This is a genomic window from uncultured Ruegeria sp. (assembly GCF_947497005.1).
Lineage (GTDB): Bacteria > Pseudomonadota > Alphaproteobacteria > Rhodobacterales > Rhodobacteraceae > Ruegeria.
In genome coordinates this window covers 1-14,566 of record NZ_CANMFF010000021.1, presented here as the reverse complement: position 1 = coordinate 14,566, position 14,566 = coordinate 1, and the positions used below count along the sequence as shown (strand labels likewise).

At 54.6% G+C, this 14,566-nt stretch carries 14 protein-coding genes and 1 pseudogene; 10 read left to right on the top strand and 5 right to left on the bottom strand.

The window, feature by feature from the left end; all coding sequences use genetic code 11:
* The first annotated feature begins 147 nt into the window (after positions 1 to 147).
* Genes Q0816_RS21760 through Q0816_RS21750 form a run of 3 tightly spaced genes read left to right on the top strand, consistent with a single transcriptional unit; the run spans position 148 to position 2,214 of the window.
* On the top strand, positions 148 to 822 hold the full coding sequence (locus Q0816_RS21760) for a phosphatidylserine decarboxylase (RefSeq protein ID WP_298854572.1): 675 nt from the start codon (positions 148 to 150) through the stop codon (positions 820 to 822).
* 12 nt (positions 823 to 834) lie between these two features.
* Positions 835 to 1,581 (top strand): CDP-diacylglycerol--serine O-phosphatidyltransferase, encoded by a 747-nt coding sequence (gene pssA, locus Q0816_RS21755; RefSeq protein WP_298854570.1) that lies wholly within the window; start codon positions 835 to 837, stop codon positions 1,579 to 1,581.
* 9 nt (positions 1,582 to 1,590) lie between these two features.
* Entirely contained in the window at positions 1,591 to 2,214 is a 624-nt protein-coding gene (locus Q0816_RS21750; RefSeq protein WP_298854568.1) for a methyltransferase domain-containing protein, read from the top strand.
* A 44-nt stretch (positions 2,215 to 2,258) separates the two neighbouring features.
* On the opposite strand, the pseudogene Q0816_RS21745 reads toward Q0816_RS21750, so the two are convergent.
* The 5 genes and pseudogenes from Q0816_RS21745 to Q0816_RS21725 form a co-directional block, all read right to left on the bottom strand.
* A pseudogene (locus tag Q0816_RS21745) lies at positions 2,259 to 2,348 on the bottom strand (IS6 family transposase); the annotation flags it as partial.
* A 9-nt stretch (positions 2,349 to 2,357) separates the two neighbouring features.
* The gene (locus tag Q0816_RS21740; RefSeq protein ID WP_298854566.1) at positions 2,358 to 2,603 is read right to left on the bottom strand and encodes a hypothetical protein; all 246 of its coding nucleotides are present in this window, start codon (positions 2,601 to 2,603) and stop codon (positions 2,358 to 2,360) included.
* A 90-nt stretch (positions 2,604 to 2,693) separates the two neighbouring features.
* Complete coding sequence (locus tag Q0816_RS21735) at positions 2,694 to 3,233, bottom strand: GNAT family N-acetyltransferase (RefSeq protein WP_298854564.1); 540 nt, start codon at positions 3,231 to 3,233, stop codon at positions 2,694 to 2,696.
* A gap of 4 nt (positions 3,234 to 3,237) precedes the next feature.
* The gene (locus tag Q0816_RS21730) at positions 3,238 to 3,684 is read right to left on the bottom strand and encodes a hypothetical protein (RefSeq protein ID WP_298854562.1); all 447 of its coding nucleotides are present in this window, start codon (positions 3,682 to 3,684) and stop codon (positions 3,238 to 3,240) included.
* A 129-nt stretch (positions 3,685 to 3,813) separates the two neighbouring features.
* Positions 3,814 to 6,357, bottom strand: a complete 2,544-nt coding sequence (locus Q0816_RS21725) for a serine hydrolase (RefSeq protein ID WP_298854560.1) — start codon at positions 6,355 to 6,357, stop codon at positions 3,814 to 3,816.
* A 765-nt stretch (positions 6,358 to 7,122) separates the two neighbouring features.
* Between Q0816_RS21725 and Q0816_RS21720 the strand changes: the two genes are divergently transcribed.
* The 7 genes from Q0816_RS21720 (at position 7,123) to Q0816_RS21690 (ending at position 14,529) form a co-directional block, all read left to right on the top strand.
* Positions 7,123 to 8,178 (top strand): tyrosine-type recombinase/integrase, encoded by a 1,056-nt coding sequence (locus Q0816_RS21720; RefSeq protein WP_298854558.1) that lies wholly within the window; start codon positions 7,123 to 7,125, stop codon positions 8,176 to 8,178.
* A 428-nt stretch (positions 8,179 to 8,606) separates the two neighbouring features.
* Complete coding sequence (gene repA, locus Q0816_RS21715; protein ID WP_298854556.1) at positions 8,607 to 9,791, top strand: plasmid partitioning protein RepA; 1,185 nt, start codon at positions 8,607 to 8,609, stop codon at positions 9,789 to 9,791.
* Complete coding sequence (repB, locus tag Q0816_RS21710) at positions 9,791 to 10,804, top strand: plasmid partitioning protein RepB (protein ID WP_298854555.1); 1,014 nt, start codon at positions 9,791 to 9,793, stop codon at positions 10,802 to 10,804. The genes repA and repB overlap by 1 nt, the downstream gene beginning before the upstream one ends.
* A 194-nt stretch (positions 10,805 to 10,998) precedes the next feature.
* Positions 10,999 to 12,081 (top strand): helix-turn-helix domain-containing protein, encoded by a 1,083-nt coding sequence (locus Q0816_RS21705; protein WP_298854553.1) that lies wholly within the window; start codon positions 10,999 to 11,001, stop codon positions 12,079 to 12,081.
* 320 nt (positions 12,082 to 12,401) lie between these two features.
* Positions 12,402 to 12,752, top strand: coding sequence for a hypothetical protein (locus Q0816_RS21700; RefSeq protein ID WP_298854551.1), 351 nt, complete (start codon positions 12,402 to 12,404; stop codon positions 12,750 to 12,752).
* Complete coding sequence (locus Q0816_RS21695) at positions 12,749 to 13,291, top strand: RES domain-containing protein (protein WP_298854549.1); 543 nt, start codon at positions 12,749 to 12,751, stop codon at positions 13,289 to 13,291. The genes Q0816_RS21700 and Q0816_RS21695 overlap by 4 nt, the downstream gene beginning before the upstream one ends.
* A gap of 491 nt (positions 13,292 to 13,782) precedes the next feature.
* On the top strand, positions 13,783 to 14,529 hold the full coding sequence (locus Q0816_RS21690) for a DEAD/DEAH box helicase (protein ID WP_298854547.1): 747 nt from the start codon (positions 13,783 to 13,785) through the stop codon (positions 14,527 to 14,529).
* Positions 14,530 to 14,566 lie beyond the last annotated feature (37 nt).

Sequence of the window (14,566 nt, the reverse complement as noted above, 5' to 3'; positions counted from 1 at the left end):
TCCGAACTGCAGGAAACTTCGCAACAGAACCATCAGCAGGTGTGCATCAGATATCTCAAAGAATGAACTGTCTGCACCCGTCGCACTTGCGTTCCCCACCAATCCACTTATGAAAGTTCCGTCAATTGACCTAAGGGAAAGTTTGCGATGCGCATGCGCGATACGTTCATCAAACCGATGCACCCGGAAGGTATTCGGTTTGTCGCAATCTTTGCCGCCGTAACCGTCGGTCTGTTTCTGTTGTCAGACATTCTGGGTTGGATTGGTGTCGGCCTAACAATCTGGTGCTACTATTTCTTTCGCGACCCGGACCGCGTATCCCCCACAGGAGAAGGGCTGATCGTCAGCCCCGCGGATGGGGTGGTTTCGCTGATCGAACCGGCGATACCGCCGAGCGAGCTTGGGATGCCCGACGCGCCCCTCACCCGCGTCAGTGTGTTCATGAGTGTCTTCAACTGTCATGTTAATCGGTCTCCCATTGAGGGTGAGATAAGCGCCGTTGCCTATCGCCCCGGCAAGTTTTTCAACGCATCCCTGGACAAGGCCAGTGCCGACAACGAGCGCAACAGTCTGCGTATTTGCATGACAAACGGTCAGGATCTGGCTGTTGTCCAGATTGCCGGCCTTGTGGCCAGACGGATTGTCTGTTTCGTGAAACCGAGAGATTCACTGCAAACCGGAGAGCGATTTGGATTGATCCGTTTCGGGTCTCGGCTGGATGTCTACCTTCCAGATGGCGTGGAGCCGCAGGTACGTGTCGGGCAAACGATGATTGCTGGCGAAACCATCCTTGCCAGTTTGCATACACCCAAAGAAACGTAGGTGGCGGGATCAGTGGCAGAACCATCCAAGCAGGAAGAGACTGGGTTTGCGCTGATCCATTTGGTGCCAAATGCGCTGACCATAACGGCCATTTGCGCGGGCCTGTCTGCAATCAGATTTGGCGTTCAGGGCAACTACGTGCTCGCTGTGCAGCTCATTATTGCAGCCTGTGTGCTGGATGGGCTGGATGGCCGCATTGCCCGCCTTCTCAGCAGTGACAGCAAACTGGGGGCCGAGCTCGATTCACTTGCAGATTTCCTGAACTTCGGGGTCGCGCCACCGATCGTTCTCTATTTCTGGGCCTTGCAGGATATACGCAGCGCGGCGTGGATTGCCGTTCTGTTTTTTGCAGTGTGCTGTGTCATGCGTCTGGCGCGGTTTAACGTGGGTGGCAAATCCGAGACCTGCGATCATGACAATGCCTATTTCGAAGGGGTCCCGGCTCCTGCAGGGGCGCTGCTGGTTATGTTGCCAATGTATCTGTCCTTCGCTTTCGCGGATGCCCCATTGCTGCCCAGTATTTTGATTTGCCTCTACATGCTGATGATTGGCCTTTTGCTCATCAGCCGGATACCAACCTGGTCTTTCAAGACGACGCGGATCTCCCGCGAGAACGCGAAGTACTTTCTCATCGGTGTTGCTGTTGCGGGGGCCGCACTGCTGACCTTTGCATGGGCGACGCTGATCGCGCTGTGTGTCGGTTATGTGGGAATGGTTGCCTGGGCGTGGGTCGACAGGGAAATACCTTCTAACCGTTAAGGACTCGATATGGACATCAAAGCCGTTCAAACCTCCTACGCTCGCTGGGCCCCCGTCTATGACATGACGTTTGGGGCGGTTACTAATGTCGGCCGGCAGCACGCGGTTGATTATATCAATAGACACCCAGGTAAGGTACTGGAGGTTGGCGTGGGAACCGGGTTGTCACTGGAACACTACGGGCCAGAGACACAGGTAACAGGAATCGACTTCAGCGAAGACATGCTGCAAAAGGCACGCGACAAGGTGAAAGATCTATCGCTGAACCATGTTGCGGAGCTACGGCAAATGGACGCTCGCATGCTTGATTTTCCGGATAACCATTTCGATACGGTTGCAGCGATGCATGTGTTATCCGTTGTTCCTGAACCGGAAAGTGTGATGGCGGAAATAGCAAGGGTCTGTAAACCGGGCGGCAGAGTGGTAATTACCAACCACTTCCAACGAACGCGCGGGCTGCTCGCAACTCTGGAACGCGTTTTTGCCCCACTTGCAAATACAATCGGCTGGCATTCTGATTTCAATATCGAAACGGTGCTGCAAGAGGAAGCCCTTGCTGTTGATGAGCAAAGACCTCTTCCGCCGATGGGTATGATGACGTTTCTGGTTCTGAGGAAATCAGTGGTCGCGTAGTGGTCTTGTAAATGAGCTTGAAGCACCCCCAAACGACGTGCTTAAAACCGATGGTATGCCCAAACCGCGTAGGCAATGACTTCACGAGGGTCGCGAAAGCCCTTCAGGCGCGGCATGCTGGATGGAATGTTCATTCAATGCCTTTAGTCGCCGTCGAAACGCCAGACAACTTGGCAATACCTTTGCGACAGATCCGGATGAACCAGATCGCCGGTGTGAACGACAAATTCCGCAGGTTGCTGGTTCAGTTCCCGAACGACGTGGCGAAACCGGCGGTTGGCCTGCCGATTCACCGGAAAGGGTGAGTTGCACACATCCTCATCCGGGTTCACATGAGTATCTGATATGAGGGCCAAGCAACCAAGCTTCGCCCCAAGTGTTCCAGTCATGTCAGCCTTCAGTCGTCAGGGTCGACGCCTTACCCGTGCGAGAGGCCTCGGTACGGCTGCGGATCCCCCAACTTCGGAACAGTCCCGTGCTTAACGACAGAGCTCTAATGTGTAGCGGTGCAGCAGCGTTTCCCGGTTGGTTCCGGCTGCAAACCGGCGCAGCTTGCGGGGTTCGCGCCGAAACCCCAGAGCTCCGGTCAGTGCGATTGACCGGGCGTTGTTGGGCGCGATCAGAAAGCGAATCCGTGCCAGACCCAGCCGATCACGTGCGATATCAAAAACCAAACGCATGGCACCGCTCATCAGACCGCAGCCTTCGTGGGCGAAATCGACCACCCCCGCTGCCTCTGCCACCCGCGCGTCCGGGTCGATGGCGTTCAGGAAAATTAGGCCCGCAAGCCCCTCGTCAGATGCGGGGATGCCGAACATGAAACCGCGCCCTGCCCGCTCCATCTCCTCTTGGTGATCGATGTAGCGACGAGTTTTTTCGAGCGAAGCGCCCGCGTGCAGAAGACCGGGGAAGAAAAGCGCCAAACGATCTTCGTTTCGCCGAATCATGGCATGCAGTGCCGAAGCGTCAAGCCGGGAAACCGGAACAAGCGACTCCGCATCACCAGTTTGGCGTTGCATGCCATCAACCGTCCGTATCTCCGCCGGTTCCTCCGCCTCCTTTGTCATCGTCGGTGTCCGTTCCGTTGCTGCCGCAATCGGAATCCGTCTCATTGCAGCATGCAGAGACCAACAGAGCGGCACCGACAAGTAGGACGACGCCCCAGAATGCCACCGGATCGTCATCATCTTGGGCTATCCCAAGCTTCGAGGCCCGCTCCAGGGCAGATTCCCGGTCCTCCCGATCACCTGATGGCCCAAAGGCATTGGCGATCGCCCGCAATTCTTCGGCGGAAGATTGCGCCGCTGCCGACAGTGCTTTGGCGACCCGCTCGGTGCCATCGAGATCTTCATAGGCTAGTTCCGTCATCCCGAGATCGATCATCAGAAAGCGTTTACTGAATGCGGCGTCAACATCGTTGCCGCTATCCTTCCATTGTGGGAGGAACTGCGCTTTGAACGAGTCTTTCATGCCATTCGATCGGAGACCAAGAAGACGGCCGACTGACAAGAAGGGGCCGTACCGTGAACCCCGGACAGGGATTTTAGCAATCATTGGCATTGCAATATCCTTTCTTGAACTAACCTCCAAAAAAGGCGCTCACCAGGTGGCGAGCGCCTCCTGTATCGGCCCGCGGTAGAGTTCACGGGCAAATGCGCTTCGTGTTGTCACTGGTGAACTTGGTGCGTAAAGTAATCTGCTTCCGCCGATCATTCTACCAACCGCATCTCCAACCTTCGTCCAAGAGAGGGGCATGCCATCGTAGCGGAAGATAGCACCTTTACCCGGCGTGAGACCGTAGAGCCTGCCACCGGCCACTGCGAGGCTGTCTGCTGCATTGCCAATTCGCGTCCACGATTCCGGGGTACCGTTGTAGGACCAAACCTCTTGGCGGTCCGTTGTCATACCAAACAGCAGGCCGCCCTGACCGGCGACAAAGCCGATGCCCGGCCCGCCAATCCGCGTCCAGGAATTTGCGCTCGCATCATGAGAAAGGATGTCGCCGGTCGAACCGTCAATGGCATAGGCTTCATCGCCACCGCCGATTATCGAAACAACGTTATCGCTCACCCGTGTCCAATCATTCGGTATGCCGTTCCATCGGAACAGCCGGTTCCCTGAAGGGGATATTCCATAGACCGTCGCTCCGACGCCCGCAAACGCGGCCCCAGGCCCTCCGATCCGCTCCCATGCCATGGGTGCCCCGCTAAAGTGCCAAATGTCGCTGGTCCCGGGCTCAATGGCGTACAGATCGTGGCCGCCGTCAATCAAAGTCTCAGCCGGACCACCGATTTGTGTCCATTGGCCCGCGGGCCCGTCGTGACGGAACACCGCCTGTCGATCCGGCGTCAGGCCGTACGCCGTGGCTCCGATCCCGACCCATTGGCTGCCGGGACCACCAACGACACTCCAGTTGTCATTAATGTCGAGCATCAGGAGGTCGGCGTCAGGCGGGATGTCGCGTTCCGGGTCGCGGATCTGATTGAGGAACCAGCCAAGCACGTACTTTTCAATTACAGGTCTGCCGCCGCCGCGCCGGAAAGGCAGGCTCAACTCGGCAGCGTCCGCATAGCCGACGTCATCGCCGGACGGCCCGCCCGAGCCTCCCTTTCTGCGGAGAACAACGCTTTGCATGAAGTTCTGAACAATCCCGGGCTTTCCAGCAGCCAATGCCTCTTCCTCAAGCACGCTGAGCAGATTCGAGGCGCTGGCGGGTCCAGAGTCCCGGCCAGTGATGGGGCTGCTATAGGTCGGGTCGGAATCGTCTGCGACGATCATGTTCCCCTCGAACAGCCGCCGCGAGATCCCGAAGTCAAAAAAGTGCATGGCATCCACCCCCTCATAGAGACGTGCCATGTCCTGAAGTGTGGTGATGTTGTCCGCCCAGGGCCGGGTTGCCGTCGGGCAACCTGGATACATCTCGGTTTGCGAAAACCCGAGCTCCTGCTGAGCCCGTCGTGTTATGGTCGTCGTTCCAAACAGGTCCATGACCGCGTCGAGCGACCGGTTGTGGGATTCCCACATCATCGTCGGCAATGCATCTGTCAGCGGCGCCGAGCCCGAGACCGTACCGGGCCCCGCCGTAAGGCAGACAGTGTCCGTCCGCTCAGCGCCTGTGGCACCCGCGGGTTCGAACCATGAAACGCGTGTCGACATCGAGGTGTTCGGGTCGCGGTCGGCATCAATAAGCGCATGCAGATAAGGAAGCAGTTTCAGAACGCTCAGCGGTTGAAAACAGGAGTCCGCCGCGTGTTCGGCAAGGACGCGGCCGGAGGCGTGCTTCACAAGGAAGCCGCGCCGAACGCTCAGGCCGTAATCGGGATGATCGTAGCACCGCAGCATGAACGCGCGGATGCGGCTTGTTTCGGCCAGGTCATCCTCGAAAAGCCAGACTTCCTGCCGGTCTGGTGTGAGTCCGCAAACAAATTCGTCCGCGGCTACGAACTGCGCGCCGGGACCACCGATCCGCTCCCATCGGGATTCTTCGCGGAAATAGCGCCAGATGTCGCCCGTGCTAGGCTCGACGGCACAAAGGCGGTTTCCTCCTCCGATCAATGTTTGTGCGGGTCCGCCAACCCTGTTCCAACGGTCGGCGCGCTCATCATATTCATAGACCGCCTGCCGGTCCGGCGTAAGGCCATAGATCCGTGCACCCACCCCGACCCACTCTGCACCGGCACCGCCGATACGCCGCCAGCTTCCGTCGTACCGCGCCCAAGCCCATATCGCAGCGTCACCCGGTGCCGAGGCCCAAATGCGCGAGCCCCCCTCCACTATGTTTCCAGCAGGGGACGGGCCGATGACTGTCCAGTCGTTTGCCAGCCGATCATAGCGTAGAAGACGGTCGCGGTTGGGCGACAAGGCGTAGAGCGCGTTGCAAACACCGGTGAATTGGGCGCCCGGTCCGCCGACGGCACTCCAGCCGACCCCATTGAAGCGGAAAACGCCGCCGCCGCCAGGTGAGCTTGCGTAGAGATCCCATCCTCCGCCGATGAGCGCCTCGGCCGGTCCACCGATCTGCGACCAATCGCCGGTTCGAGGGTTCCGGGTGAACACCGCCTGCCTGTCCGGCGTAAGCGCTGCAATTCTGCCGCCGTAAACGGCCAAACTGTGAGCGGGTCCTCCGATCTTCGACCAAGGCATCGTGTCACTCCTTTGCATAGAATTCCGACGCCGCCGGCTTGTATTGCTGCGCCAAAAAGAGATTGCCGTCTTCTACGACAATGTAGCCCCGTTGGGGTTAACAACCCATGGTCAGGGGCAGTGTATTATGGAGATGCCGTTATATTTCCGCAGGTCCAGGCGGCGGTCAGAATAAGAAAACAATACAAAAAATTGCAGTTCAACGTTCCACTTCAATGGGCCTCGCTCAAATGCTCTTTCGCATCAGCGCAGTAGTTCCAAACATTTACTGATTGTAACGAGCTACATGCGAGAATTGGCACCAATTTAGCCTTATATTTATACAACAATACCCAGTCGAAAACAACTTGTGTCGAACAAGTTCTATTTCCATTGCCTTGCCTTGCCTTCCCTTCACCGTCCTCACGCGCAAAAACAGGGCTTTTTGCTCATTACATATGCTGCGTCGTCAAATCAAAATCACCTCTGATAAGTATCCCTTATCATGTTTATTGATTTTGCCAGGAAATGAGCTCAGAATAGCACTCATGTGTCGGTTTTCCTTAACCACTGGACTCGCGACGGCTTTGGTCCGTAACCCGTAGACCCCTGCCCCGCTCCGGCGTCAACCTGAGTAGATGCAGCACCTTGATCTGCAATTTTGTAAACAAGTACCGGCACACATTTAGTCCGAGTCTACGCTTAAAGGACCAGCACAGCATAAGGTCAACCATGAAACATGGTGAAAACGAGCAAGAGCAGTCTACAGGTTAGGGAAAATCGACAATGAAGCCCCCTGCCCCATACCTCCCTGCTGCTTCCCCTGCCTTGTCCGCAGCGGATCAAGACGCGTTGACCGACCTTTACGTGCGTGGGACACCAGCAAACACCTTGCGCGCCTATGAGCGCGATCTGCTCTACATCACCGCCTGGAAGACCCTGAGGGTCGGCACCGGCGCGGTTTGGCCAGAAACTGAAGATGTCGCTCTTCGTTTCATTTTGGATCATTCGCGCGATCTTGGTGATGCCCCGCCTGAGGACATTGCCCGGCAAGTGGCAGATGCACTGATCGCGCAAGGGCTGCGCAAATCCCTCGCCTGCCCTGCCCCGTCGACGCTGGACCGGCGCATTGCCTCGTGGCTGGCGTTTCACCGGATGAAGAACCTCACTAGCCCCTTTGGCACGCCGCAAGTCAAACAGGCTCGGTCCAAAGCCCGCCGCGCCGCCGCCAGGCCCCCGACCCCGAAATCGCAGCACCCGATCACCCGCGACATTCTCGAGCAGCTGCTCGCCACCTGTCGGGGCAGCCGTCGCGATTGCCGCGACCGGGCCATCCTGATGCTGGGCTGGGCCAGCGGCGGACGGCGCCGGTCGGAACTGACCGGGCTGATGCGCGAGGATGTGTCGCTCAAGGAGTTTGAGGAAAAAGGTCGGGTCTGGCTGTCCCTGCTAGAGACTAAGACCACGACCAAGGGCGACACGCCTCGACTGGTGCTCAAGGGACGCGCCGCCCAGGCGCTGGTGCATTGGATCGAGGTCGGGCAGATCACGGATGGAGCGTTGTTTCGACCGGTGTCAAAAGCCGATCGAGTGTTGAAACGCCGCCTGTCGCCGGATGCGATCTATCAGATCGTCAAACACCGGCTGAAAATGGCTGGGCTTCCGGAAGATTTCGCATCACCGCATGGGCTGCGCTCAGGGTTTCTGACCCAGGCCGCGCTCGACGGCGCTCCGATCCAGGCCGCGATGCGCCTCTCCCTGCACCGCTCCATGGCCCAGGCGCAAAAGTACTACGACGATGTCGACATCGCCGAAAACCCGGCGACCGATCTGTTAGGGTGAACACTTACTTAGAGTTCAATGGAATGCCAGCCTGCAGGATTTTCTGACTGCAATGCCGATGTCTTGTTCGCTGTCGCATTCGTCAGGGTAGCCAATGCAGAAACATGTCGCAGTAGACTGCAATAGATCCCCAAGCAAATCGATTAGCTGACGGAGTTACAAACTTGTCCAGAAAATTAGGTGTCACTCTGTACTCCGCTGGAACAATTCCCGACAGGCTCCCAAGTGCACGGGATACGAAGCACTCATACAAAAAGCGTGCGCTTTGTCTCAGTGCATAAAGTTCACAGCTGTGAACTTTTTTCCCAACATGTAGTAGAGCTCATAGCCCACTACCCTACATGTAAAAAAAGGTTGACTTGAATCACTTCATCAGGTCTCAGTGATGGTAGAGCGTAAATCGCCAATTCGAGCATACAGATGTAACCATGATCCCAACCACACCTATCGCATCAACCTCCCCAGTTGATATCAGTAGTGAGATCAGTAGTCGACTGAATCTCGCAATCAAAGAACACCTACTTGCCGCGTATGCTCCAGACTCGATAAAGCAGCTGCGGCTTTTCCCGGCTCAAGAAGTTTGTGACCTGATTGGCATCAGCCATCAGTATCTTCGCAAAGCGACTGTTGAGGGCGCCATTCCCGAGGCTAGTGAAATCAAGCACGGTCGCAGGTATTATACAGGTCAGGAAGTTTGGGAATTGCGGCAGCTTCTGGACGCCCGCAGTAAAACTCCAGGACGATATCTCCCCAGTCGGCGCGAGGGTGAGCCACTACAACGAATTCAGGTGATGAATTTCAAGGGCGGCTCCAGCAAATCCACGACATGTATTCACCTTGCACATTACCTCGCACTACAAGGCTTCAGGGTGCTTTGTGTTGACCTTGATCCTCAAGCTTCGCTTTCGGCAATGTGCGGCCTTCAAACCGAGCTGGATGAGAGTATTGATACCGTCTACGACGCGATCACTTACCATGATCCGATTTCGATGAAGGATGTCATCCGAGAAACGTACTTTCCTGGCCTTTCGATCGCGCCAGGCGGGCTGATGCTGTCTGAGTTTGAGGCAGAGTCGGCAAAGCTAAACAGCAAGCAGCAACCCTTCTTTGCGCGCCTTCACGACGCCATCATGTCGGTGGAGGCTGATTACGATGTGGTTCTGATCGATAGCCCCCCCAGCCTTGGCTTTATCACAATGGGTGGTATGGCGGCCGCAACGTCGGTGATTGTACCACTAACTCCTTCGATGCTCGATGTCGCATCCACCGCGCAGTTTCTCAAAATGACTTCGTCGTACATGGAGGTAATTGAAAGAAGCGGAGCAAAACTTGTTTATGATAACTACCGCCTCTTGGTTACACGGGACGAGCCGGTCGATACACCATCTCAGACAATTGTCGCGTTCATGCGAGCCCTCTTCCAAGAGCGGGTAATGACCGCGACCAGCCTAAAAAGCACCGCCATCAGTGATGCAGCCATGCTTCAGCAATCAATCTATGAGTTGAATAGGTCTGACCTGACACGGGCAACTTACGACCGAGCCAAGGTATCAATGGATGCCGTCGGTAAAGAAGTAGAAAACATGGTTCTTGAAGCGTGGGGGCGCATCTGATGGCAAAGGAGCGCAGAGCAAGAAAGCGTCATTCCAGCATGATGGAGATCGCAGAGCAAGCAACTATGGAGGTCAAGGACACGGCCCCTTCCCCTGCCCGACCAATCACTCCGGGTCTTCAATTCATTGAGGACACCTATAACGCTATTGATGAGATCGACCCCGATCTTGTTGATGATTGGGGCGTGGAGGATCGGCTCGAGAAGTTCACAGCTGTGAACTCCGGAGCTGACGAAGACACAGACGTCCCCAACCATTCACTTGAACAACTGGCGGACAGTATTCGAGAGAATGGTCAGCAGGTGCCAATTCAGGTGCGCCATGAGCCTGGTCGAACCGGGCGTTATCAAATCATTTATGGTCGTCGTAGACTGGCTGCCTGCCGCTATCTGAAAGAAAACTACCCGGATGAAAACATTAAGATTAAAGCTAACGTTGTCGACCTCGATGATGACAAGGCTCTGATCGCCAAAGCTCTCGAAAATGCGTCCAGGAAGGACCTCACATTCTATGAGCGCGCACGCTTTGCTACAGACATCATTGCTTCAGGTAAGAACAGGTCAGAGGTCATAACAATAATGTCTCTGACAAAGTCCGGGTTGTCCAACTTGGAGCGCATCACGAAGTCAATACCGCGCGAACTGGGTGATGCCATTGGAGCTGCACCAGGCTTCGGTCGCACCAAGTGGATGATCTTGGTAGACGCTTTGGATCAAAAGGTGATCACACCTCGCAACGCACTCCGAGAACTGGAGAAGCTGCCTCCCAGCTCTTCTTCAGATGAACGACTCTTGGCACTGCTTGATGAGATAAAAAGGAAATCCGAAACACCTAGACCGAACCCCAGAATCGTCGGAGAAGGCCTAGCAACTGTTAAACAAGGGGCCTCCGGACTAAACATCAGCATTAATGACAGTGCGGCCCCTGGCTTCTCTGATTGGCTGGATGAGCACATTGAAACTTTAATGAAGGAATTCCGAGACCGCTTTGAGGCAGTGAGCGGCCGGAAGTAAGAAGTTCACAGCTGTGAACTAAATCAAAGGCAAGCGAGCAAAGGAGAAAGGTAGAAAGAAATAGCCCCCGAAAGCGGTGATGCTCCCGAGGACCAAATCTTGTCTAGCAACTTGAATTTAGCTCCTCTCGAATCACCACACAAGAAAAAACACCCTTGGGTGGGCGATATTTCTGTGTCTGCTGACAAAAAACCATGAGGACAGTAACAAATTGCGCTCCAATAGGAGCAGTCAGGTCATTAACCGGGCAGGGGAGTAGTGCGCCCAAATGGATGCAGCTCCGTGCTATCGAAGAAGCCCGTGAACCACTTGGGCTGAAAGCGACGAGCATCTCAATTATGCGAGCTATGCTATCATTTATGTCAGCTGATCGTGTCAGCGAATTAGCCGATGACCATCACATCGTCTATGCTAGCAACGCTACAATAGCTGGGCGCGCCCACGTGAGCATTCAGACAGTGGAGCGTCACATCTCGAAGCTGATCAAGTTGGGCATCATTCAACGCGTTGCCGCTGCAAACGGCAAAAGATGGTGCAGACGAGATGAAGCAGGGAAGGTGGCACTGGTCAGCGGCTTGTCACTACTACCACTGGCAACCCGTCATGCAGAATTCACAGCCCTTGCCAGTGAGTATCGACGCACACAAGAGGCCCTTCGGACACTGCGGGATGAGTGCACACTGGCGCTGACCCGGCTTCAGGATGCCATCTCAGATGGTGTTCAGGATCTACTCGTTCGGGCGCGACTGATCCTGCGCCGTCGGCCGCAATATGACGTTCTTGTGGAGCTGCTGGACGAGATCAATGAGAGCGCATCTGTGGACAACCACCCATCACAACCCTGCAAGGCCATCAATTTGAGGGATGGCGACGGTGAAATTGAGGGGCACAAAGAACATTCACTGAATCATAATTGTAAAAAAGAAGATCATTCTCAGATTAAGGTGACCCAGGATCAAATGGAACATGCATTCCCTCGGCTATGTTCAGAATTGAGGTTTGCCCGAGACCAAGCGCATTGTGATCAACTGATGGACCAGTTGGCTGACCATATGCTGCTTGGAGAGGCTTGGTATGCAATGAAATTATCACATGGCCCAGCGATACGCTTCATGGCCTTAGGTTATATCTTGCAACGTGTTGAGAGGATTCAAAGCCATAGATCCTACCTGACATCGATCATGGGCAAGATTGATCGGGGTGACATGGAGCCAACGGCACTGTTAATACCTCAGGTAACTACGCAGGGTGGGCTGGAAAATCTCAAGAATACTTAGCGTGCTGTACAGGACATTTTTCCATCATCTGCTTTGGATTTGCGAAGAGCTGCGCAACCACATTTACGATGGCAATTATGGCGCGGTGCATCGGAATGTGGCCAGTTGCTCGAAGGCGACTCCGGAAGCCTCGGCATTGGCTTATCTCCGAGGAATGATTGGGAATACGAGGGCAGGGAAGTTGCATCTTGGACGCAGCTTTTTTGGAGAAATTTCAGGTAGGCGCTTTGAGTTTTCTACACGAGGCACGGCGCAAAGGATCGAACCGCCTTGATTGTCAAGAATTTGGTCCATATATTGTGGCAACAGGAGTGATCGATATGGAATTACGTGATCTTGTAGAAAACCGGCTGATCTCACCGGATCGTCTGGCCCGACATCTTAAAACCACCAAGCGCGAGATTGGTGAGACCTTAGGCATTGCTCCGGAATCCTTGTCTCGGCGGCAGCGTGTAGCTTCCGTATCGGTCCAGACATCCTTGCGTCATCTTGTCGAGATTCTGAATGCCGTTGCACCGGCTGTTGGAAACTCGCTCATGGCCTATGCCTGGTATCGGTCTGAACCCATTGTGGGTTTTGGCGGACGCACGCCCGAGGAAATCGTAAAGGATGGAGAAAACGCGGCGTTGAAGTCCCATATTCTGCGGCGTCTAGAAGGCGGTTACGCTTGAAGCATGCCATCAGGGTGCAGCGTACTGTCATCCGTGCCGCCAAGCCGCGCTGGTCGTATCTGCCAACATCGGGGGAGGGGGCTGCGCGCCGGGGTGGGCGGTTCAACCCGATCGGGGACCCTGCGCTCTATACGTCGCTTTCTCATGAATCAGCCGCGCGTGAGGTGCGTTTCAGCCTGAATCAAGAACCCTATACGTTTTATTTTCTGGCGGTTGATTGCCATCATATCGTTGATCTGACCAGCCGGGAAACCAGACAGGCATTGGGCATCACTTGGGAAGACATCGCCAATGACAACTGGGAATCCGAGATGCACCAGGGACTGGTTCCATCAACCCATGTTGTTGCAGAAAGGCTGAAAGGCGAAAACTACGCCGGTTTCCTGGTGAATAGTTTCGCAACGGGGGCCACTCCTGATGACATCAATCTGGTTCTTTGGGACTGGGATGCAGTTGACTATTTACCGTCCAGTAGACCAAATGCGGTGATGGTTCTGCACAGGGATGACTTACCGAACAGTGATGTATCCTGGCAATAAATCTGAGTCCCTGATTTCAAGAGCTTCGCTATTGCCCGAATACCCGCCATTTCTATCAACAAACTGAAAAGAGCTTGGCGCCGAAAAACTGGCGCAGATCGCACTGGAAGATCTGAAAGGTACACGCGCTGCATTCATCAGATCACTTTCTGCGTCCGTAACACACTGTTTTTCAACAGAATAGGCGGAAAGCGGTCATTGGCCGGACCCGCAAACTTTCAAAGGCAATTCATGAAAGCTGACCTTCCGAAGTGCTTTGCAGTACTTTCCCAGCGCATATTCCAGATTTTACGAGTCAGCGATTGGACCAACAATTTTCTAAGGGGTGCGGCAATTGACGATTACTTTGCCCGAGGTTGCCACGAACACTACCATCTTGATCCTCATTGAAAGAAATCTTCCGACAACCACTTTAGGTTGCAGATTCGAGTTTACTTCACCGAAACCTTTGACCTACTGTTCGAGGAATTTGTGTGATCAGGATTTTCTTAATGGCTTTTAAAACTGGTACTTCCACTACGATTGCGACTGCGACCCCGGCGGACCATTTTAAGACCCTAACGAAGCGGCAGTACCCAGACGTAATGCCTCATCAAAAGGACATTCTTGAAACCTATGCTTCGGAATTTTCAGAGAAGGCCGACGTCGCCTTGCAACTGCCTACTGGGAGCGGGAAAACTCTTGTTGGCCTCTTGATCGCCGATTGGAGGCGGCAAAAATTTGGCGAACGCGCGGTATACCTCTGCCCGACCAAGCAATTAGTCAATCAAACAGTCAGCCAAGCTCTCTACCGATACGGGATCGATGTTGTCGATCTTTCAGGAAGCAAAAAGAACTTTGCACCTGCTGACAAAACAGCGTTTCTGACGGGGGAAAAAGTAGCAATCAGTACATATTCTGGTCTATTTAACACGCACCCTTTCTTTGAAGACCCTGATTTGATTATCGTTGATGACGCACACGCGGCAGAGAATTACATCGCAAACATGTGGTCTCTAGAAATCGCAGCAGGCACCCCTCTGCATTCAGCTATTGCCGAGTTTCTAAGCTCACATATTGATCCGCAAGATCATTCGCGACTTACAGGAGACTGGATAGGGTCAGCCGATAGCAACTGGATAGAAAAGCTCTCCTCCCCCTTGATCACAAAACTGGAGGCGAGTGTTTCTGATATAATAGATGGTCATGCGGACATTGATAGTGACCTGCCCCCCGAAACTTCCCTCGCTCTGATGTAGAGTTTGCTCAACTTTTCGAAGGAGCAAACGAATGCGA